The following is a 21,263-nucleotide window of genomic DNA, read 5'->3' as shown; positions in this document are numbered from 1 at the left end:
CCTCAACTTAATCAATCCTCAACATTTAAGAAATTGGTTTGCTAATTGTTGCTATTGTACTTCATAACAGCGGGAACTGCTGTATTTAAAAAATCTCCGCAATGCACAACTTTTAACATTGTTTATCGAGGGTGATTTGAGAGCCGCTATCCCCGTCAAAGTTGGTGCGAGTCATGGGAGTGCCAATAGGGCGATCGTACCGAGCGTTGTTTCTTGCTTGCAACCGCGTTCTCAAACGATCAGTTCCAGTAAAGCTAGTATCGAAATTCAACCGCACCCGATAGCCCAAGTTGCCAGTAGTTTTGTCATCACCCACAGCTTATTTAACAAGCCTGTTCTACTTTTGGGCCGGCCAACACCACAAACTCAATGCCCATATTAAAAGTCACGAATACAAATTAAAGTTGGTGAAAGTATTGTTCAATAAACCGAGTTTCTGAAAATATTGTTGAAAAATTCGCCCTAAAAAAAGAAACTATTACCTATTGACTTTTTGGGAATTATTGTGGTATATATTAGATAATGGGAGTGGTAGCTTAAATTTAAATTTTGCCACCACTCCCATTATTTAATTGTACTTTATTGAATCCTTAGAGTCAAGCTTTTAACCCTAAAAAAAAAGGATTTTTTTTTAGATTCATTCAATTAAAATTAATCGAAGCCCATTATCAATTCTCCGTTCCCCTCAATTACTTCGCCGATCGCCCAAGCACCAATTCCCTGAGATTCAAACCATTTAACAGCCTGTTCTACTTCCCTGGGAGCGACCAACAGCACAAACCCAATCCCCATATTAAAAGTATTGAACATATCTGCTGTAGCAACTTGGCCCGCTTCAGCAATCCACTGGAAAATCTGCAAATTTGGCCAGCTATTGCTGTCAATTTTCACAGATTGATTTGTCCCCAAACAGCGGGGCAAATTTTCCGGCAAACCGCCGCCCGTAATGTGAGCCATGCCGTGAATTTCTAAACCGCTCTTAATTGCTTCGAGGACTGGTTTAACATAAATTGTAGTCGGAGTTAACAGCACTTCTCCTAAACTTTTGCCTCCTAATTTTTCGGGTTGGGAATGCCAATCAAAACCCCAATCGCCCGCAATTTTTCTCACCAAACTAAAACCGTTGCTGTGCACGCCGGAACTCGCCAGCCCCACAGCCACATCTCCCACCCGCACCCGCGAACCGTCCAACAATTTGCTCTTTTCGACAATTCCCACGCAAAACCCCGCCAAATCGTACTCTCCCGCTTGGTAAAAACCGGGCATTTCTGCCGTTTCCCCTCCGAGCAAAGCACAGCCCGCTTGCTTGCAACCGTCAGCAATCCCGGCCACCACCGCAGCTAATTGTTCGGGATTTAACTTTCCCGTCGCTAAATAATCGAGAAAAAAGAGGGGTTCGGCCCCGGATGTCAGCACGTCGTTGACGCACATCGCCACCAAGTCGATACCTACCGTGTCGTGCCGATCGAGATTGTGGGCTAATTTCAACTTAGTCCCAACGCCATCAGTACCCGAAACCATCACCGGCTCTTTTAAACCCTCCGGGACGCTGAAAAAACCGCTAAACCCGCCGAATCCGCCCAAAACACCCGATCGGTGCGTGCTCTTGACCATACTCCCGATGCGCGAGACAAAAGCTCTGCCCGCCTCAACATCCACACCTGCTTCTCGATAATCCATAAGTCCGCCAAATCGATTTCTAATTTTTAGTTTATTCCGATAACAGTTGACAAACAGCTTTTTTCACACTAGCCATTTGGCAGCCCACAAAAAACAATAAATTTGTGTAAAATTTTGTAAATTTTTCAGGAATGGCTGAAACGGCTGTAAGCACTAGAACTAAAGGATTTTATGATAGAGAGTTCTGAGAAAATTTAATGAAGATTTGGTGAAAATCGCGATCGCAGCGATCCCCAACCGCAAAAGTTTGTGGTAGTCTGTTGCAGTTCGTGAACAAAACACAAATTGCGAATCGAGTATGAGTTGTCAAGTGTCAGGGAAATTTCAGCCAAATTTATTTGGGGCTGAAGCATTAAAGCAAAAACGCACCCCGATACTTTGCTTTGACTCACGGGGGAATGGCGAAGGGCAAGAGAGAAATCCTTGACGCCCGCCGCCAAACGGCCAATCCTCCAATCTCGGTTGGCAATGGCTCTTCACAAAAATGGACGTATGAAGGAAAAATTTGTTGGTGCTCTACTCGCTGTCCTGTTAGTTCCTGTGGTAGGAACGGCATCCTCTTGTCACGCACAAGCAACAGGTGCCGGCAAGCAAAACTCTCAGGCTTCTAAGCAAGTAATTTCCACCGAACCGTCCCCGCAGTTAAACGCGACTCAGGTCGAAGCACAAAAAGTCGGACAGTATCAGTACCAAGCAAGAGCTGACATTGACCGAGACTCGATCGCCAAAATTCAGCCCCACGACTTGGACGGGCGACAAGCAGCGACAGTCTACGTGCGAAACATTCCAGTCATCACCTTTGTGAACGCCAGTCCGGAAAAAAACACGCTTTTGGGAGAAACTGGCGACAGCAAAGCCGGTGCTAGCAGTCAGATGCAAGTAGCGGGCGCCAAAGAAAATCCCAAAGTTGGAAACATTGCCAGCAACGACCGCACTCAAGAACCCGATCCCGTGTGGCGGGCATCGAGCTTAGCAGCAAGACTCAACCAGCTAGCCCGCAACAACATCGATCCGAACAGCATTACCGTTAAGTGGGAAAAAGGCGATCGCTACATTATCCAGGCAAACGGTGAGGACTTGGTAAACATCAACGCCGAAACCATCCTCCCGGACACCACCAGCAACTTTAGCCGAGACGCCCTGCAAGCAACCAATCGCCTCCGCCGCCTTCTGGGCAACGCCCCACCCCTGCAAGAAGTCGCAGGCAAACCCCAGCCAGAATCCCCCGTGCTGTCTCTGGGCCCAGTTCAAGTACGCCTCAGCGGCTGGGCTTCCTGGTACGGCCCGGGATTTGACGGCAACCTCAGCGCCAGCGGCGAGCGTTTCAATCAAAATGATTTGACCGCAGCCCACCGCCACTTGCCCTTCGGAACTAGAGTCATGGTGAGAAACCTCGACAACGGCCGCACCGTAGTCGTCCGCATTAATGACCGCGGCCCCTATGTGGGCGATCGGCTCATTGACTTGTCCGCCGGCGCCGCCAGCGTGCTGGGAATGATGAGCAGCGGCGTTGCGAGAGTGGAAATCGAAGTGATCGAACCGCAGCAGCAAACAACAGTTGGACGCTGAACGGTACTCTAAGGCAGAATACAAAATTTATCCGAAGTGTAGAAGGCAGAAACTAGAATAAAACTCACATCTTGCACTCGTCGCCATAGTCCGCTCTCTTGTACGCGAGCTTGTTGCTAACATCGGTGCAAGAGGTCAGATCGAACAAATTCTGACAAATAAATTCTGTATTCTGCCGAATGCCTTCAGGAGATTCTACCGGTGCGCCTCTTTACTACCATTGCAGCACTTCGCTGCTACTTAAATTCACAAAAGTCTGCTGCACCTCATGTGACAGTCGGTTTGGTGCCGACGATGGGAGCTTTGCACGCAGGACATCTAAGCTTGATCCAGCGGGCAAGGCAAGAAAATGCGATCGTCGCCGTCAGCATTTTTGTCAACCCGCTGCAATTTGGGCCAACAGAAGATTTTCAAGATTATCCTCGGAATTTCGAGCAAGACCGGCTGTTGTGCGAACAAGCTGGGGTTGATGTCATTTTTGCTCCCTCAGCAACGGAAATGTTCGGCAACCAAGCGGTCGAGCGCACAGAAACAGAGAAAACCGCCCAAAAACAACATATAGAGATTCACCTTTCATCATTAACTCAAGTAGTACCGCCGCCGGCGATGACATCGGTTTTGTGCGGCAAGTCCAGGCCAGGTCATTTTCAGGGCGTCGCGGCAATTGTGACTAAACTTTTGAGTTTGGTGCAGCCGACAAAAGCTTATTTCGGTCAGAAAGACGCCCAGCAGCTAGCCATTATTCGGAAGCTGGCCTTTGATTTTAACTTGCCTGTAGAGATTGTCGCTTGTCCGATCGTCCGCGAAGAGTCGGGACTGGCAATGAGTTCTCGCAATCAGTATTTAACAGTAGAGCAAAAACAGCAAGCCTCCGTACTCTACCGCGCGCTGCAACAAGCCTCGGAAACTTTTGCTTCAGGGGATCGCACCGCAGCGGCCGCACTCGCTGCCGCGCGCGCAGCAGTTGCAGGAGAGCCCGCAGTCAAGCTCGAATACGCCGAACTCGTCGATCCCGACACTTTGACGCCCTTGCAGGTTGTGGAAACAGCAGGACTTTTAGCCGTGGCAGCCAGAGTCGGCTCTACTCGCTTGATTGACAATATAATTCTTAGGAACCGCCGGCCAATTGTGGCGATCGACGGCCCGGCGGGAGCTGGCAAATCTACCGTAACTCGCCTTGCAGCAACAGCTCTAAACTTGTTTTATCTGGATACCGGCGCGATGTATCGGGCGCTAACTTGGCTGGCATTGAAAACAGATACGCCGATTTCCGACGAATGCGCGATCGCCGAATTAATCAGTTCCAGTTATTTAGAATACAACCTCGATCCCGCATCAAAGATGTTGAAGATTAACGGCGAAGACGTAACCGAGGCAATTCGCAGTTTGGAAGTGACATCCCGCGTCTCGGAAATGGCGGCAATTCCCGCCGTGCGACAGTTTCTGGTGGAGGAACAGCGGCGCTGCGGCACAAAAGGCGGAATTATAGCAGAAGGCCGCGATATCGGCACTAACGTGTTTCCCGATGCGGAACTGAAGATTTTTTTGACGGCTTCGGTACAAGAGCGATCGCGCAGGCGGCTGTTAGAACTTAAAGACACCGATCGGGCTAATATTAGCTTGGCACAGTTGGAACAAGACATTGCCCTGCGGGACGAAAAGGACAGCACCCGCGAGGTTGCACCTTTGCGCAAAGCGGCCGATGCTGTGGAAATTCAAACAGACAATCTGACTGTTGCTGAAGTTATCGATCGGATTGTCGGCTTGTACAAACAGAGAATTGGCCCTAAAAGTTAATTTTACGACGCTGGGGGCGCGCGATCGATCGCCTCATATCAAATCCGGTTAAACCAACTTGCAGTGTCAGGTAGGGGCGCGGGCAGATGCGGCCTGAGTCCCTAAGAATATCGTTCCATTAACCCGATTTGAGCGCCGTCCCCCTAGCTGGGGAAAAAGTTCAAGCATCCCGCGTTTTCATGGGTTAGGGGATTTCTGGCGCACAAGTCTTAAATTTTTTTATCCGGACGGACTTCCCCGCGATCGGTCATTTGCAGTAGCATCTTTAGGTGCCATCTAATTGAAGAGTATCTTCTAACAATACTTCCGACAGTTTCATTGCCCGCGCATAGGTAGCTAGAAACCCGGTTTCTACGAGTTTTGCGGCCAGTCACGATAAATCTACGAAGAAACCAAACCCGGTTTAGCAAGGCCGCGAGTCCGCACAATTGAAATTAGGTTTTGAGATTGTAGTCAGCGTTGTCCTGTGCAAGCATATTACCCTGGAACGCTACTTCTACTGTTGGCAATCAAAAACTTTCCGAAGAATTGTTCTAAAGTGGATTAACTTGATATCAACATAAAATCTAGAATTAACTGTGCAAGGTGTGAAGGAGAGAATGACGTGACAAAAATGAAACGGTTGTTGAGGCAGCGAAAAACGTTAATCGTTGCTTTTCTGGCCGCTACAGCAAGTTTTTTGCTGGGTGTGACGTTGCCGATTAACTTGCGGGCAAATCAGCGATTGGAACCCATTCAGGCACAAGTCTTGGCGGTATCCCACTCGCAAGAAAAACAGCCGGTGTCCAATATTAATAAGTTCTCCGAGGCGATCGCCCATCGAGTTGAATTTTCCCAACAAGCTCTAGCCCAATTGCAGGAAACCCGCTTTCAATCAGCCGTACCGTCGCAGTTTCAAGGTACAACTATTAGTCACGCGAAACTCGACTCCCAGCACAAGGCGATCGCCCTGACATTTGACGACGGCCCCTGGCCGACAACAACTACACAAATCCTAGATATTCTCAAGAAAAACAATATTAAGGCTACATTCTTCTGGGTAGGAAGATACCTGAAAACTTATTCCGAAATTGGCAAACAGGTCGCAGCAGCAGGTCACGCGATCGGCAACCATACTTGGAACCACGAATACCTTAAGTATAACGAAGACGGTGCAGCTCGCGAGATCGATCGTACTTCATCCTTAATTGAGGAGTTGACGGGCGTCAAAACATCGATGTTTCGCCCGCCCGGAGGCATTTTAAACAATGGATTGGTAGCTTACGCTCAAAAGAAAAATTATGCAGTTGTGATATGGTCTGCTGATTCTTTTGATTGGCGCACTCTTACGGAATCTTTGATGGACAACGTGATGAGGCAGGCAAATTCCGGCGGCATTGTGTTGATGCACGACGGCGGTGGCAATCGATCTAGAACTGTAAAAGCTTTGCCTGATATTATTGCTCGATTGAGAAAGGAAGGCTACATTTTCGTAACAGTTCCCGAGTTATTGCAGATGCAAGAACAAGAGTTACAAAACCAGAAAACAGCACAAAAATAACAATTTGGAAAAGTGAGAAATTACACCATTTTTCCATTTTTTTGTATCAATAGTCCGGACAGTTTTTATATGGCCCAATGGCTTATTCTGTAGGACTTTGAGCCACTGTGGATAATTAAATCAATGTCAGCTCCACCCCTGACTTATATTTAATTCGACTTTTTTATGATCCTTGCCCCGCGTAAGCTTGTAGTATCGTTCCCAAAACTGTCCGGAGTATTGTTGTATGCCGTTCCATTAATTTTTCATAACTCTAGCCGAACCAAGAAGGAAGAAGTAGTAACCGCGCCCGATTCCCGGCGACATTCTTGACTGTTGAAATCATTGCTTTAATTGCATTTCCCTTCTTCCTTCTTCCTTATTTCTTCTTCCTTCTTCTTGACATCCGTTACATCCGTCGAGCGAATCCGTTGCCGAACTTCCTTCTTCTTCCTTATTCCTTCTTCCTGACATCCGATATTCATGCCGGACGGTATTATCACGTTCGAGGGCAAGGTAATCTTCGGGGCTAAACCCAGACGGGATGGCAATCATAACGTTAGAGGCAAAATCAATACCTTAACTGTAGCCATATTACCAATTTAGGCTGGAATCTAACGGCAAATTTTGCAACTGAGAATTTACCCAATTAGCCGCCGCCAAACCCGATCGCAAAGCACCCTCTATTTGACCTTCGCCACACAAATCCCCCGCACAAACCAGCGGCAAAGTACCCTCGGCCACCAAACAAGAAACAGGCAAAGGATTTCGACAAAAAGCATAGCGCCAGCGGTGAACCTGCAACCATTCCGGCTCCTTGAGCCAAGGGATTAAATATTCAGAAGTGCGATCGAGCAATTCTTGACCGATTGTTGGCAAATCAACAGATTCTAAATAGCGTTCTGCAAAATTAGGGCTGCTGTGAACCACAAACACCGGCTGCTGCGGATCGAGCCGCTTGCTGCTGTCCCAGCCAATCCAAGCTAAATCAGCATCATCGGGAAAAGAAACAGCTTGCCACTGCGGATTTAGATTGCTCAAATCTTGCTGTTTTGCTGCAGGATAGCCAGCCATAGCGGTAATGCAAGGGTCGTACTCTACAGAACGCAATTTGTCAAGAAAATCAGATTTAAAACCGATTTCCGAATTCAAAAACATTAAAGCTTGAGGAGCAGGAATTGCCACAACAACAGCCTTAGCAATCAATTCTTGAGGTATGTCTAAGTTGTCAGTGACTTCTAAGGAAAGATGCCACATTTGGTTATGTGTAGTAGAAATACCTTGTACGCGGCGGCCAAACCAAATTTCTAAATCCTCCGCCAGATACTTACCCACAGCATTCATTCCAGCGGGTGCGACATAACAAGAACTAGGAATAGCAGAAAGTTTTCCCTGTCTGAATTCCCAGACACAATCCGTCCAGAGTTTGAGGATGTGCCGATCGACCAAAGCCTCAATTAACCGCTGCACCGCATCCCCCTGCGGTTCCAGATACCGCGCCCCGTGATCGGCCCTAGTCCCCTGTACGCGGCGGGTAGCAACACGTCCCCCCGCACCGCGAGATTTCTCAACAACCGCCACAGAATAACCAGCTTGACGCAACCGTTGAGCGCAACTCAGCCCCGCCATACCCGCCCCAATCACCGCAACATCGAACATAATTAGTCATTAGTCTGTAGTCACCAGTCATTAGACATCTCCAAAAACTCTTGTGCAGTAGGCATCCTGCCTGCCCAAGACTTGCTTTTCACTAGATGTCTAGTTATCAGCTTAAAGGCTGCGGGGAAGTTTCAGTGCAATATTTCAGTTTGCGGCCAAACCCTGAGAGCAGTAGCGCGGGCGAGGGCCCGACGCCATCGCCCTGCACCAAGTAGTAGAATAAAGGACAGCACGAATCCACGATCAAGACCAGATAAAAAAATCCCACTGTGGGTAAATCCTAAATCCCAATGGTTGTGTATCAGCAGCAATCTAAAATCTAAAATCTAAAATCTAAAATCGAATACGGGAGGGCAAAATTTTGGACGAACTCAGAGCAGCACTAGAATTGACAACAGAAGAAGAATTGCAGCAACTAACAGAACTTCTGTTCAGCCGCAAGTTTAACCCTTTAGATTACGTGCAAACCCCCGCACCTATAGACGTACAAAGTCGCGATCGCCAAGCATGGCTCGACGCCGTAGAACAGCGGTTTCGCTATCTTGCAGCCGACGGGTTGACGGTACTCAGAGGGCGAACCCAACAAGTCAGTTACAGACAAGCGCTAATTCAAGTTTGTCGCTATCTCAAAATCCCTTATCCCAAACAGTTGTCAACCACCGACTTAGAGGCAGAAGTATTTCTGCACTTAATGGGCCGGGCGTGGAAGCGTTTGCCGGCAGACGAACAGCAAGCGCTGACAGTGCGCGTACAGCGAGCGATCGTTGATTCTAAACTCTCAGAACCCCTGCCAATTTCTGCTGAAAAAGACCCGCTGGGTTTACTGTTCAAAGGCGGCAGCGCTTTAGCTGTTAGTTCCATCTTAAAACCAATGCTGCTCAAACTAATGGCCAATCAATTTGCGCTGCATTTTGCCACGTATCAAATGGCAAAACAAGGAGTGCTTGCAGGCACTGCAACCGCAGCAACCCAATTTCAAAATTATGTCGCAATTCAGACGGCGCGGCGCGGTATGGCTGTGAGTGCGGCTCGTTACGGTGCGACGCGAAGCGTATTTTCGTTGATCGGCCCGGTGATGTGGACTTGGTTTTTCGCGGATTTGGGTTGGCGATCGATTTCCACGAACTACGGCCGGATTATCCCGACCATTTTTGCCTTAGCTCAAATTCGCCTGACGCGATCGGAATGCGTTTGGGAACTAGCTTAACTATAGTAGATTTTAGATTTGAAATTTGAGATTGGGAGTTTGGGTGAATATCAAAAATCGGTTGAAATTAGCTGCCAAACTGACAGCCGAAAATCTCAAGTCTCGACTCCAAAAACATCCCGATCGCCGCCTGCAAATCCCTTGGAATTTTGCTCAGTTTGGGATGCTAATTTTTCCCTTAATTCCGATTTTGGGAGCTTTAAGTTTATTCCTGGGATTGGCCGGCACTTGCAAGCAAAAGTTCCGTCAAATTAGTCGTCGCCCGCTGAATCGAGGCTTCGCAATTCTGAGCGCGCTGCTAGTCATCACAGCGGTTTTTGCCCACAACCGCAGCGAGGCTTTTTTAGGATTGTACAATTTTTTGCCGTTCTTTATATTGTTTGCTGCTTTCAGCAGTTTAATTCAAACTTCGCCTCAATTGCGGCAATTGTCTTGGATGATTGTAAGTAGTTCAATTCCCGTGATAATTTTAGGTCTGGGACAGCAATTTTTAGGTTGGAGCGGCATCGATCAATTGCAGCCCGTTTTTGGCTGGGTACTCGAACCCAAAGGCAATCCCCCCGGCCGCATGGCTTCTGTATTTATGTACGCTAATATTTTAGCTTGCTATCTGACAATTGCTTTTATTTTAGCACTGGGACTGTGGATGGAAGAAGGGTTCGGGAACGAGCACTCTAAGGGATTGAACGGATTGAACAGCGAGATTTTAAGGGAAGAGGAAAGAGGAAAAAAAGAAACAATTAATGAACGGCTGATTCCAGATTTCCAATTACGGATTCCCAATTACCGCTTCCTATTTTTAAGTTTTGCAGTGAGCGGAAATGCTGTTGCTTTGATTTTTACTAATTCTCGCAATGCTTGGGGACTGGCAGTTGTGGCAGTTTTGGCTTTTGCACTTTATGCGGGTTATAAACAATTATTAGCTGCGGTTTTTAGTGTGGCTAGCACAGTTTTTTTGTCTGCCTTTGGCCCCGAACCTTTACGGCAGTATTTACGAAGAATTATCCCGGCTTTTTTCTGGGCTAGACTCACCGACGAGATGTTCCCAAATCGGCCAACTGCTACTTTGAGAACTACTCAGTGGGAATTTGCTTGGTCGATGACTCAGCAGCGTCCTTGGACTGGTTGGGGATTGCGAAATTTTACGCCTATTTATCAAGCTCAAATGCAAGAATGGCTCGGCCATCCTCACAGTTTGATACTGATGTTGACTGCGGAAACGGGAATACCCGCAACGCTTTTGTTGTTTGGTTTAGTTGGTTGGGTTTTGGCTAGGGGTGTTTTGCTGCTGGTGCATTGGCCGCTTTTTCCTGCGGATATTAAACACGAGCAAATAGCAACACTCGAAAAAGCGGAAAATGCTTTAGATCTCAATCAAAAAATTATAATTAATAGCACAAATCAGGTGGGTTGTCAAGATTTAAAAGCGGTCGATCGCCTAATTTTTTTCAGTTATTTATTAGCCTTCGTCGCCTGTACCCTATTTAACACTGTAGACGTGACGCTGTTTGATTTCCGACTCAATACTACAAGCTGGTTGCTGTTAGCCGCAATTTGCGGAGTTAGCCAGAGGGAATAGTTTTGAGTTGAGGAATTGGCATTGCGTATTGGGAATTGGGAATTGGGAATTGGGAATTGGGAATGACAAATTCAGTAATTAATCTTCCTTCTTCCTTCTTCCCTCTTCCCTCTTCCTTCTTCCTTCTTCCCTCTTCCCTCTTCCCTCTTCCTTCTTCCCTCTTCCTTCTTCCTTCCTTTACTCCACCGTCACCGACTTCGCCAAATTGCGCGGCTGATCCACATCCAAACCCCGACGCGCCGCAATGTGATAAGCCAACAATTGCAGCGGAATCACTGTCACAATCGGCGACAACAATTCATCCACCAAAGGCACCGGCAAAATGTGGTCAAAAATATCAGCTTCCGCCACACCTTGCTTCGGCGTAACGCCAATTAAACGGGCGTCGCGCGCCTTCGCTTCCTGAGCGTTAGACAGCACTTTTTCGTAGACGCTTCCTGGCATGGCGATCGCCACTACAGGCACTTTCGCGTCCAAAAGGGCGATCGGGCCGTGTTTCATCTCTCCCGCCGGATATCCTTCGGCGTGAATGTAGCTAATTTCCTTCAGTTTCAGCGCCCCTTCCAAAGCAATGGGAAAGTTAATTCCCCGCCCCAAAAAGATAAAATCTTGGGTTTCTGTAAACTGGTGGGACAATTCTTCTACATACTGTTCTTGAATCTCCAAATACTTTTCAATTTCTGCTGGCAACTGGCGCAAACCAGCAATAATCTCTGCCAATCTCTCGCTGCTGATTGTTTGCCGCTGGTGCGCCAAATCCAAAGCTAAGAAATAAAATGCCATCAACTGAGTGACAAAAGTTTTAGTGGCAGCAACGCCGACTTCTATACCGGCGTGGGTATTGAGCACGTGCGGCATCATGTGGGCGATCGAACTTTCAGTCCTGTTAGTAATCCCTAACATTCTCGCCTGGAATTTATCCGTAAGACCCGCGCGCCGCTGCTGTTCCATCCCCAAAGCCGCCAGCGTGTCCGCCGTTTCTCCCGACTGAGTTACCCCAATAGTTAAAGTATTTGCTGTCAGCGGTGCCGGTGCGTAGCGGTACTCAGAAGCGTACTGCACCGCAGTGGGAATATTAGCTAATTGTTCCAACAAATATTTGCCAATTAGCGAGGCGTGCCAGCTCGTTCCGCAGGCGAGAATTGAAATTTGTTCGACATCGGCGCAAAGTTCCTTGGGCAAGTTGAGATTGATTGGAGAGCGCGGATTTCCCGGCTGCCAATCGCTGTCTAAATAAGCCTCCAAACAAGCTCGGACTACGGCTGGCTGTTCGTAAATCTCCTTGTGCATGAAGTGTTTGAAGCCTTGTTTTTCGACTAAAACCGGACTCCAGCCAAGGATGCGCGGGCTTTTTTTCAGCCTTTCCCCTGCAAAGCTGTAAACTTCGACTCCCATCGGAGTTAGCCTTGCCAATTCGCCATTTTCTAGAGATAAAACAGTGCGGGTGTGAGATACTAAGGCCGGCGTGTCGGAAGCGCAGAAAAATTCGCCGGCACCAAAGCCAATCACCAAAGGAGCTTGCTGTCTGGCGACAATTATTTCGTCGGGAAAATCTGCACAGATAATGGCGAGCGCAAAGGCTCCTTCTAACCTATTTACCGCCTTTAAAACCACTTCCAAAAACGACAAATCAGCAATTTGCTCGGCTTTTTTCTCTTTTCTTTCTGCCTTCTCTCTTTCTCCTTCTTTCAAAAACTCAGCTATTAAATGAGGAATAACTTCTGTATCGGTATCCGAGACAAATTTATGTCCCTTTGCTTTCAATTCTTCCCGCAACTCGCGATAATTTTCGACAATTCCATTTTGAACTACCGCAATTCGCCCGCTATTATCCAGGTGAGGGTGAGCGTTATATTCCTCTGGCTTGCCGTGAGTTGCCCAGCGGGTGTGTCCGATGCCGATGGGAGCCGGAGAGTCTATCTCTGCTAGCTTTTCCCGGAGGTTGTGCAATTTGCCCTTGGCTCGGATGCAGGTAATGTGTCCTTCCGAGATGGTAGCGAGGCCCGCTGAATCGTAGCCCCGGTATTCTAGTTTCTCCAATCCTGCTAGCAAAATCTCGCTTGCTGCTTGCGTGCCGATATAGCCAACGATTCCGCACATTTAACGTACTACTCCTGCTTAGCGATCGCAATAAAACTCACGTTTTATCATTTTTACCTTCTTCCGGCCCCAGAATGCAGATTCCGCGACAAAAAAAGAGGGGGCAATGTAATCGCCCCCTCTCTTGTGCCCGTAATTCGATCGGCGTGTCGATCGATATTTAGTAGGCTAGACCCATACTGCGAGTGGTTTCGGCTCCGAGGTAAACCCGGATGCTCAGAAAATCGGTGGGGCAAGCAGTTTCGCACCGCTTGCAGCCTACACAGTCTTCGGTGCGGGGAGAGGATGCAATCTGAGCTGCTTTGCAGCCATCCCAGGGCACCATCTCCAAAACGTCAGTCGGACAAGCGCGGACGCATTGAGTGCAGCCGATGCAAGTATCGTAAATTTTGACTGAATGAGACATTGAATAAAGGCTCCCAACGAGTCACTAAAAATTTCCTTGCTCTGCGAATTAACAGATTTGACGGTGAGGTGCCACCGCTATAGCCTGCACAGAGAATTAAAGGTTAGTCTACCGCAGTGCTTGGAAGCACTTCGCGAAAAAGCGACAAAACTTCACAGTTATTCACGCTGGGAGTCTTATAGAACCATTTTGGGATATATTAATTCGCCAACCGTTTGAGCATCAGCCTGATGAAATACAAATTGAGTTTCGCAGTAGTATTGATGAGGGTCTGCTCAAAGTTCTTGACCAAACTCTTACAGCCTTACATCGAAGCGTTTGACCGTTGAATCACGATCGCCAGTTGCCACCACGACAAATCCAGTTTTTCCCTCTAGTGCCACTTTTTCGGCTTTCGTTAGTTTCTGTGCCAGTTTAAACCGTATCTGGGTCATAATCTGGGGATAGAGTTTTTACTTTCTCTGCGATGAGCCGATCCGGGTGATACCCCTTGCCGTTGCAGAACGATCGTCTTCGGAATATTGACGAGCCCGAGTGTGAAAGTAATCGAAGTTGTGACTCAACAGTTCAATCCAGCCACATTCATCGGACACACTGGCTTTTGTGGAATGGATCAAAAAGGGCAAGCTGACTGGTATCAACACCCAGATGTTGTTTGATGCCATTGGTGAATTTGTAATCACAAAATCCTTGAGACTCGACCCTCGCAAATTGCACGTATTTTTAACCGCTACACGGAGCTATTAGAAGAATTATAGCCTTTGGTTAATCCACTTTATGCTGTGAGCTAATGAAGGGAGATCGGGGAGCCAAGAAGAAACCCACGAGACTAGCGAAGAGAATAGGTGTAAAAGTGCTGAATCCTGTCAACTTGGCGAGTAGCAGAGTTGTACTAATGGGAGTTCGAGTAACTGTTGAATTCAGAGCAGCCATTACACAAATCATTGCCAAAGTCTCGTTGGATGCGGGATTAACGATCGCGATTGCTTTTCCTAAACAGGCTCCTATAAAAAACAGCGGGATGATAATCCCCCCCCGCCAGCCTCCATTTACGGTCGTACTAATGGCAAACACTTTAGCAATAACTAAAGTCAAAAGAAATTCCAAAGGAAAGTTTCCCTCAACAATTTTTTCAATTTGATGTTCACCAAAGAAACGAGTAAGCGGAAATAAAGCTGATAAAACACCAAGTCCTAGCCCAGCTAAAGTAGTGCGCACATAGATTGGACTGGGTATCGAATCGAATAAGCGACCAATACTGCGAAATACAGCGATAAAAAACCACCCCATGAGCGCACCTACAATTCCATAAGCAATCGCTGCGCCAAAGTCATAAAGGCTGTCCACATTGTATTGAGGAAAATGCCAGGTAGGACCAATTCCTAGCTGGGTAATTGCTACAAAAATAGTGTAACTTGCACAACTTGCAACTACCGCAGGCAATATTGCTTCAAAATACTCCACAACATTCTGATGGTGCAGGATTTCTAAAGCAAAAAAAGTACCACCCAAAGGAGCGCCGAACAAAACTGTAAAACCAGATGCCATGCCAGCAATACTCAAAGTTCGTAGTGCCTCTCCGCGCAATTGAAAGCGATCGGCCAACCACGTACCAATTGAACCTGTGACTTGCACCATTGGTGCTTCTGGACCAGCACTGCCTCCACTTGCAATACTGATTAGCGACGACAGAATCATCGAAGGATTCTCGTTCATGGGTAATCGCCCACCATTGAGATGAATATTGTCAATAATCAACCCTATTTCGCCAGGATTTCCCAGCCAATGAATTATCAAACCGACGAGCAAACCAGCAAGTGGCATGATGATTAGTAGAGAAGATCCACTAAAATATTCAAATCCCAGCATTATGTAAGACAAAAATATCCAATAACTTGCAGCAAACAAACCACAAATGATTCCTAGCATTGCCCATAGCAATACCGGACGTGTGAGATTTATTGGATTTCGTTTCATTGCTTATTCCTTGTCAATAGCTAGCCAGTTAGAAAGTGTTAAAAAAGTATTTTGTCTAATGGTATACAACTTTTGTTGTCTGCATATTAATTTACCACGCACCACACTTGCTTTTGAGTGTAGATTCGGGCTATCGAATGCGCTTTAACAATCGCAGTCTCACAACGGCAGTCCAGGACTGAACTCAAAAATGTATGAGCGCGATCGAGCGTCCCGCTAGCACTCGGGTATAATTCCGATCGTACGGGATTGGATATTAGAAAGGACTACAGTCCTTACTACAAAACTGGGTGTGATATTAGAAAAGACTTTAGTCCTTTCTACAAAGCCGCGCAAATCGATCGACTAAAAGCCTAATTTTTCTAACACGGGCTTAGTTGAAACAATATGTCGATCGAGTCCTAGTTTTTTTGGCTCCACACCCAAAGCCAAAGCCACCAATTGCGACAAATGCAGCACCGGCAAACCCAATTTGCGCCCGATTACTTTTTCCACCTCTGGCTGTCGCGAATCCAAATTCAAGTGACATAGAGGACAAGGAGTTACCATACAATCAGCGCTATTGTCAAGAGCATCTTGAATATGTTTGCCTGCCATCTGAAAAGATTGGTTAGTGGCATAACTCGCCAACGGCCAGCCGCAGCACTGCGTCCGCCCTCGATAGTAAACCGGAGTTGCCCCGATCGCCCGAAACACATTTTCCATCGATTCCGGTTGGTGGGGGTCATCGTAAAGCAGCTTATCCTGAGCTCGCAGCAGGTAGCATCCGTAAAAAGACGCGCACTTCAAGCCCGAAAGCTTGCGGGTGACTCGCTTCTGAACTTCCTCCAAACCATAATCGGCAACGATCGCCCACAACAGATGTTTCACCTCGGTACTGCCTTGATAAGGCGAACAGCCTTGTTTTTCCAGTAAACCGTTGACTTTTTCTATGTAGTTGGGATCGGTTTTTTGGCAATCCTTGAGGCGATCGTCCACATGACCGATTACCCCTTGACAAGTGCTGCAATGCGTCAGCAAAGGCAGATTCAGTTCCTCAGCCAAAGCAATATTGCGGGCGTTGACGGTATCTTCTAGTAACTGCGAATCTTCCTTGAAAGTGCCAGAACCGCAGCAAGAAGCTTTTTTGAGTTCCACCAGTTCGATGCCCAAGGCTTGAGTCAGTGCTTGAGTAGAAAGGTAAAGTTCGCGGGCGGCCCCTTGGGCAACGCAACCGGGAAAATAAGCATATTTGAGATTTGGGGATGGCATAATCGTTTCTGCTGGGGAGACAAGGCAAGGGACAAAAAAGGAGGGCGATCGAAGTTGGGATGCTTCCTCTCCATATCCTTACGCAGTTTTAGACAATATTGCCCAACGCCACCAGCCTAACAACCAGATTGGAGCAGGCAAACAGCTCTGATTCTAGTCGAGCTAAAGATATCTACTGCGGCTCAATTTAACCGTTAACTCCCAGATTAACTCCAGAGGTAGTCATGATCGAACCAGACAACCAGGCATCTGCCCAACGCAAGGCGACGATTGAGCGCTGTTTCGCTGCCTATAATGCCAAGGATCGAGCAACCGTCGAAAGACTGCTAACAAACACGTTCACCTTTACCAGCCCCTATGACGATGGCATCGATCGCGCTACTTACTTTGAGCGATGCTGGCCTAACAGCGATCGTATTCGCCAGCACGCGATCGAACGAATCTTTGTTGAAGGAGACGAGGCGTTCGTTACGTATCGAGCAACAACATTTGAAGGCATGGAGTTCAGAAATACCGAGTTTTTCACTTTCGAGGGCGAACAGATATCGAGCGTCACTGTCTACTTCGGCGCTGCGTACAGAGGCGGTATTTTCATCAAGAAGTAAGAATGACTCAAAATCATTTGAGTGTGGCTCCGGCAAAACGTTCCAATTCAAGCAAATGAGCAGATTTATTGAGTAAATGCTGAGTAACCGAGGCATTGATCTGATGAAGGTGAATCCAGCTTACACCAAGGTCATCTGGCTTGTAAAATATGCACGCCAATATGGTCTAGCCAGTGATGAAACCGCAGCAATGGCGATCGCCCGACGTGGTATGCGATTAGCTGAAAATATTCCCGGCTCCATCACCTGCCTATCTCTCCGTGAAGGATCGAAAGCACGTAGGTCGCCATTCGTTTCAACTAAATAACTTGATTAAGAAATCTAGCATTAAGCGTCACAACTTCTATGCTATCTCTAACTGGGAATCTTTGGTCAAGCGATGGTCGGAGCAATCTATCCAGAGCAAGCCTCGGCGTTAAAGATGATTTCTTGGAACATATACCGCTAAGTTCCCTCTACAGAGATTTGAGGATTATTGCCGAGATATGCGTAGGTTTTTACAAGCGGTGGAGACAGCAGCCGTGGAAAATCAGCGAATCAGATCGGTGAGGAATTCCAGCTAACAATAGTTAAGCGATCGGGGCATCACAAATCATTGGAGCCGACAGAATTGTGATATTTTTGGATAGAGTTAGAAGCGATAGGTTGCCACTCAATTCAGCCGTTGGGCATCATCGAAGATTGCCCGTATTCGGAGTTGTGTTACAGCCTCTACGCTTTTCGGACGACGACAACCTCTTGGGAGATTATGACGCTCAAAACCTTTATTGGAAGCTGCCATTGCGGCGCAGTTCGATTTGAAGCCGACATCGACTTGAGCTTGGGCACAAACAAATGTAACTGCTCGATCTGCACGAAAACGCGGAATTGGAACGCCATCATCAAGCCCAACGCATTCCGATTGCTATCCGGCGAGCGCGATTTGAGCGACTACCAATTCAATCCAAAGATTGGACATCATCTTTTTTGCAAGCACTGCGGCGTGCGCTCCTTTGCACGCGGATACCACGAACAGATTGGCGGTGACTACGTTTCAGTCCAATTGGCCGCCCTCAATAACGCCGATCCAACGGAACTCATTGAAGCGCCCATTCGATTTTCGGATGGCCGTAACAACAACTGGGGTGCGCATCCAGCCGAGACAAAGCATCTATAGAACCCATTTGAGATCTAAAAGGCTGCAAGCCTTTTAACCATCAGCCCAATCAAACAAAGATTTACCGGCTCTCCAGGCTATCCGGCGATTGATACAGCTTATATGTCTCAGGACAAGGGTTTCAGCGATTTCCTCAAGAATCTTCTGTGCCGATCGATACAGTTTCCCACACAAATCCAAGAGAGCCATAGCGATCGCCACCCCATAACAGTCCTAGAGTTGCTGCGATCGTCCGTGCCCCAATTGTCGCTAGCCCGTGTCACTTAGAAAAGCGGCCAGCCTTTCTGTTGCAGATCCCCCTTTCGGATAAGATTAGATACGCAGCAACCAATGAGGACATAATGTTATGAGCCAAGACGACATTTTTACTAGAGTCCAGAAAATTGTGGCAGAGCAACTGGAAGTCGAGAAGAGCGAAGTCAAGCCCGAAGCCAACTTTGCTAACGATTTAGGAGCAGATTCCTTAGATACTGTAGAGCTGGTCATGGCCTTGGAAGAAGAGTTTGATATTGAAATTCCCGACGAAGCAGCCGAAAAAATTACTACGGTTCAAGCTTCTGTAGATTTCATCAACAGCCAACTTGCAGCTCCAAAAGCATAAAATACCTGTCTTTTCCCCTAAGAGGAGAGAAGTTAGAAAACTGGAAACTCCTCTTTTGTTCTGCGTTCTGGGTGTTTAATTTTTTGAAACTGAAATCATGACAAATTTAGAGCGTAAGCGCGTTGTTATCACGGGTCTCGGCGCGATTACACCGATCGGCAATACCTTGTCCGAGTATTGGGACGGGTTGCTTGCCGGGAAGAATGGTATAGGCCCGATCACCTTATTCGACCCGTCGCGGCACGACTGCCGCTTTGCCGGAGAGGTGAAGGGTTATGACCCACACGACTATTTAGAGCGCAAGGAAGCAAAGCGGATGGATCGCTTTGCTCAGTTTGGGGTGTCAGCGAGCAAACAAGCTGTTGCTGATGCGAAGTTTGAGATTAACGACCTGAACGCAGAACAGGTGGGTGTCATTCTTGGCACTGGCATTGGTGGCCTGAAGGTTTTGGAAGAGCAGCAAGAGATCTATCTGACTCGCGGCCCCGATCGGTGCAGCCCGTTTATGATTCCCATGATGATTGCGAATATGGCCGCGGGTCTGACGGCAATTCAAACGGGCGCTAAGGGACCAAACTCTTGCACGGTGACTGCCTGCGCTGCCGGGTCGAATGCCGTAGGCGATGCGTTTCGCCTAGTTCAGGGGGGTTACGCGCAAGCCATGATTTGCGGCGGTACGGAAGCTGCGGTGACACCTTTGTGCGTGGCGGGTTTTGCTGCGGCGAGGGCGCTTTCGACTCGCAACGATGACCCGACTCATGCTTCTCGTCCGTTCGATCGCGATCGTGATGGTTTTGTCGTCGGCGAAGGTGCGGGCATTCTGATTCTAGAAGAAATGGAATACGCTCTGGCGCGTGGCGCGAAGATTTACGCAGAAATCGTCGGCTACGGTTTAACCTGCGATGCGTATCACATGACTTCTCCGGTACCGGGGGGGAACGGTGCGTCGCGGGCGATGGCTTTAGCGCTCAAGGATGCGGGTTTGACGCCGGATCAAGTGACCTATATCAACGCTCACGGCACGAGCACGCTTCCCAACGATTCTACGGAAACCAAGGCGATTAAGCGGACCTTGGGAGACCACGCTTACAAAGTAGCAATTAGTTCTACTAAGTCAATGACCGGTCATCTTTTGGGCGGTTCTGGGGGAATTGAAGCGGTGGCGACGGTAATGGCGATCGCCAATGACAAAATCCCGCCGACAATTAATCTGGAAAATCCCGATCCCGAGTGCGATTTAGACTATGTTCCTCATACAAGCCGCGATCTAAAAGTTGATGTGGCGCTGTCGAATTCTTTTGGATTTGGCGGCCACAACGTGACACTGGCATTCAAGAAGTTTGTTCGGTAACGGCTAATCCGAAAATCGAGAGTTAAAAGGTGAAAAAATATTTTTTTACCTTTGTAGGGTAGGCATCTTGCCTGCCCTAACTTTCTGAATTATAACGGGAGCGATCGTATGAATCAACCAATTATTCGATTTTTGACAACCAAGAATTATAAAAATCTACAGTTAGATCCATCTGTAAATTTAAACAACCTTAATATATTTATCGGCTCAAACGGTTCAGGCAAAAGCAATTTCATCAGTTGTTTAAAATTTTTAAAAGATTGCCTAATAGCTATTCCCGATGAAAATCGCGGCGTCAGTAGTTTTGAGGATGCTATTTCTAAATTTGGCGGTGATAAAATCTTAGATGTCAATGTTGAAAGTCCGGCAAAGGTCAGTATGGCCTACTGTTTTTCGCAAATTAACCAAAGTGGTAATCTTCAAAAAGACAGCGCAATTCTTGATTTCAAACTTTATACCGATCGACAAAAAGTAAGGGCGAGCATTTCTGAAGAATATCTGTATGGTGGAGAAGATTTGCAGGAAACTTCCACCACGCCACCTTTCTATTACTATAAATTCCATAACAGAGAATTAAGGCAAGGAGTTTTATCTGTTTACAATTTTCGCGGTCAAGAGCCAACTCATTTTGAAACTTTAGATAACATTCCTACAAATTCTTTGGGTTTGTTGACAATTACGACACTGCTTGAAAATAGTCAATTACCACCAGAAAGTACACCTGTTTACCGGGACTTAAACAAATTTTAAGCCCAAACAAAGCCTAAACTGGCTTTATAAGCGGAGAATACGTCCCAATTTTGGTT

Annotated in this window: 21 protein-coding genes and 1 pseudogene; 12 read left to right on the top strand and 10 right to left on the bottom strand. The window is 47.3% G+C overall.

Annotated elements, in window-relative coordinates:
- Window positions 1-121 precede the first annotated feature (121 nt).
- Both QUA13_RS26710 and purM read right to left on the bottom strand, forming a co-directional pair.
- Window positions 122-310 (bottom strand): annotated as a pseudogene (locus QUA13_RS26710) (iron uptake porin); the annotation flags it as partial.
- Between the two features lie 341 nt (window positions 311-651).
- The gene (purM, locus tag QUA13_RS26705; protein ID WP_333203410.1) at window positions 652-1,680 is read right to left on the bottom strand and encodes a phosphoribosylformylglycinamidine cyclo-ligase; all 1,029 of its coding nucleotides are present in this window, start codon (window positions 1,678-1,680) and stop codon (window positions 652-654) included.
- A gap of 468 nt (window positions 1,681-2,148) precedes the next feature.
- Here purM and QUA13_RS26700 point away from each other — a divergent pair, with 468 nt between their 5' ends.
- From QUA13_RS26700 to QUA13_RS26690, 3 genes are all read left to right on the top strand, one after another.
- Complete coding sequence (locus QUA13_RS26700) at window positions 2,149-3,249, top strand: septal ring lytic transglycosylase RlpA family protein (protein ID WP_333203408.1); 1,101 nt, start codon at window positions 2,149-2,151, stop codon at window positions 3,247-3,249.
- A gap of 201 nt (window positions 3,250-3,450) precedes the next feature.
- Window positions 3,451-5,046 (top strand): bifunctional pantoate--beta-alanine ligase/(d)CMP kinase, encoded by a 1,596-nt coding sequence (locus QUA13_RS26695; RefSeq protein WP_333203406.1) that lies wholly within the window; start codon window positions 3,451-3,453, stop codon window positions 5,044-5,046.
- Window positions 5,047-5,659: 613 nt separating this feature from the next.
- On the top strand, window positions 5,660-6,586 hold the full coding sequence (locus QUA13_RS26690; RefSeq protein WP_333203412.1) for a polysaccharide deacetylase family protein: 927 nt from the start codon (window positions 5,660-5,662) through the stop codon (window positions 6,584-6,586).
- A 321-nt stretch (window positions 6,587-6,907) separates the two neighbouring features.
- On the opposite strand, the gene QUA13_RS26685 is transcribed toward QUA13_RS26690, so the two are convergent.
- Together QUA13_RS26685 and QUA13_RS26680 are read right to left on the bottom strand one after the other, a co-directional pair.
- A complete protein-coding gene (locus QUA13_RS26685; protein WP_333203404.1) occupies window positions 6,908-7,120 on the bottom strand; it encodes a hypothetical protein in 213 nt (70 codons plus the stop codon).
- 39 nt (window positions 7,121-7,159) lie between these two features.
- Window positions 7,160-8,224, bottom strand: a complete 1,065-nt coding sequence (locus QUA13_RS26680) for an FAD-dependent oxidoreductase (RefSeq protein WP_333203402.1) — start codon at window positions 8,222-8,224, stop codon at window positions 7,160-7,162.
- A 361-nt stretch (window positions 8,225-8,585) separates the two neighbouring features.
- On the opposite strand from QUA13_RS26680, the gene QUA13_RS26675 reads away from it, so the two are divergent.
- A complete protein-coding gene (locus QUA13_RS26675) occupies window positions 8,586-9,431 on the top strand; it encodes a YaaW family protein (RefSeq protein WP_333203400.1) in 846 nt (281 codons plus the stop codon).
- 43 nt (window positions 9,432-9,474) lie between these two features.
- Window positions 9,475-11,010, top strand: a complete 1,536-nt coding sequence (locus tag QUA13_RS26670) for an O-antigen ligase family protein (RefSeq protein WP_333203398.1) — start codon at window positions 9,475-9,477, stop codon at window positions 11,008-11,010.
- Window positions 11,011-11,187: 177 nt separating this feature from the next.
- Here QUA13_RS26670 and glmS read toward each other — a convergent pair whose 3' ends face one another.
- From glmS to QUA13_RS26640, 6 genes are all read right to left on the bottom strand, one after another.
- A complete protein-coding gene (glmS, locus tag QUA13_RS26665) occupies window positions 11,188-13,110 on the bottom strand; it encodes a glutamine--fructose-6-phosphate transaminase (isomerizing) (protein WP_333203396.1) in 1,923 nt (640 codons plus the stop codon).
- A gap of 160 nt (window positions 13,111-13,270) precedes the next feature.
- Window positions 13,271-13,516: a photosystem I iron-sulfur center protein PsaC gene (gene psaC, locus QUA13_RS26660; protein WP_015175986.1), complete on the bottom strand. Its 246-nt coding sequence runs from the start codon at window positions 13,514-13,516 to the stop codon at window positions 13,271-13,273.
- Window positions 13,517-13,812: 296 nt separating this feature from the next.
- Window positions 13,813-13,950 carry a hypothetical protein gene (locus tag QUA13_RS26655; RefSeq protein WP_333203394.1) on the bottom strand — a complete coding sequence of 46 codons (138 nt, stop codon included), beginning with the start codon at window positions 13,948-13,950 and terminating at the stop codon, window positions 13,813-13,815.
- Window positions 13,951-13,968: 18 nt separating this feature from the next.
- A complete protein-coding gene (locus QUA13_RS26650; protein ID WP_333203392.1) occupies window positions 13,969-14,181 on the bottom strand; it encodes a hypothetical protein in 213 nt (70 codons plus the stop codon).
- 100 nt (window positions 14,182-14,281) lie between these two features.
- The gene (locus tag QUA13_RS26645; RefSeq protein WP_333203390.1) at window positions 14,282-15,493 is read right to left on the bottom strand and encodes a chloride channel protein; all 1,212 of its coding nucleotides are present in this window, start codon (window positions 15,491-15,493) and stop codon (window positions 14,282-14,284) included.
- A gap of 345 nt (window positions 15,494-15,838) precedes the next feature.
- Window positions 15,839-16,744 (bottom strand): CoB--CoM heterodisulfide reductase iron-sulfur subunit B family protein, encoded by a 906-nt coding sequence (locus QUA13_RS26640; RefSeq protein ID WP_333203388.1) that lies wholly within the window; start codon window positions 16,742-16,744, stop codon window positions 15,839-15,841.
- 224 nt (window positions 16,745-16,968) lie between these two features.
- Between QUA13_RS26640 and QUA13_RS26635 the strand changes: the two genes are divergently transcribed.
- The 7 genes from QUA13_RS26635 to QUA13_RS26605 all read left to right on the top strand — a co-directional run bounded on the left by QUA13_RS26635 (window position 16,969) and on the right by QUA13_RS26605 (window position 21,207).
- Window positions 16,969-17,349 carry a nuclear transport factor 2 family protein gene (locus tag QUA13_RS26635; protein WP_333203386.1) on the top strand — a complete coding sequence of 127 codons (381 nt, stop codon included), beginning with the start codon at window positions 16,969-16,971 and terminating at the stop codon, window positions 17,347-17,349.
- Window positions 17,350-17,425: 76 nt separating this feature from the next.
- The gene (locus QUA13_RS26630; protein ID WP_333203385.1) at window positions 17,426-17,656 is read left to right on the top strand and encodes a hypothetical protein; all 231 of its coding nucleotides are present in this window, start codon (window positions 17,426-17,428) and stop codon (window positions 17,654-17,656) included.
- Between the two features lie 441 nt (window positions 17,657-18,097).
- Complete coding sequence (locus QUA13_RS26625; protein ID WP_333203383.1) at window positions 18,098-18,505, top strand: GFA family protein; 408 nt, start codon at window positions 18,098-18,100, stop codon at window positions 18,503-18,505.
- 102 nt (window positions 18,506-18,607) lie between these two features.
- Entirely contained in the window at window positions 18,608-18,772 is a 165-nt protein-coding gene (locus tag QUA13_RS26620) for a hypothetical protein (RefSeq protein WP_333203381.1), read from the top strand.
- Window positions 18,773-18,851: 79 nt separating this feature from the next.
- Window positions 18,852-19,106, top strand: a complete 255-nt coding sequence (gene acpP / locus QUA13_RS26615) for an acyl carrier protein (RefSeq protein WP_172192176.1) — start codon at window positions 18,852-18,854, stop codon at window positions 19,104-19,106.
- A 97-nt stretch (window positions 19,107-19,203) separates the two neighbouring features.
- On the top strand, window positions 19,204-20,457 hold the full coding sequence (gene fabF, locus QUA13_RS26610; protein WP_333203379.1) for a beta-ketoacyl-ACP synthase II: 1,254 nt from the start codon (window positions 19,204-19,206) through the stop codon (window positions 20,455-20,457).
- Between the two features lie 108 nt (window positions 20,458-20,565).
- Window positions 20,566-21,207, top strand: coding sequence for an AAA family ATPase (locus tag QUA13_RS26605; protein ID WP_333203377.1), 642 nt, complete (start codon window positions 20,566-20,568; stop codon window positions 21,205-21,207).
- The last annotated feature ends 56 nt before the right edge of the window (window positions 21,208-21,263 follow it).

The organism is Microcoleus sp. S28C3, from assembly GCF_036700785.1.
In the GTDB taxonomy this organism is placed as follows: domain Bacteria; phylum Cyanobacteriota; class Cyanobacteriia; order Cyanobacteriales; family Microcoleaceae; genus Microcoleus; species Microcoleus asticus.
Note: the sequence above shows the minus strand (reverse complement) of the source record. Positions and strands in the feature narration are given on the sequence as shown.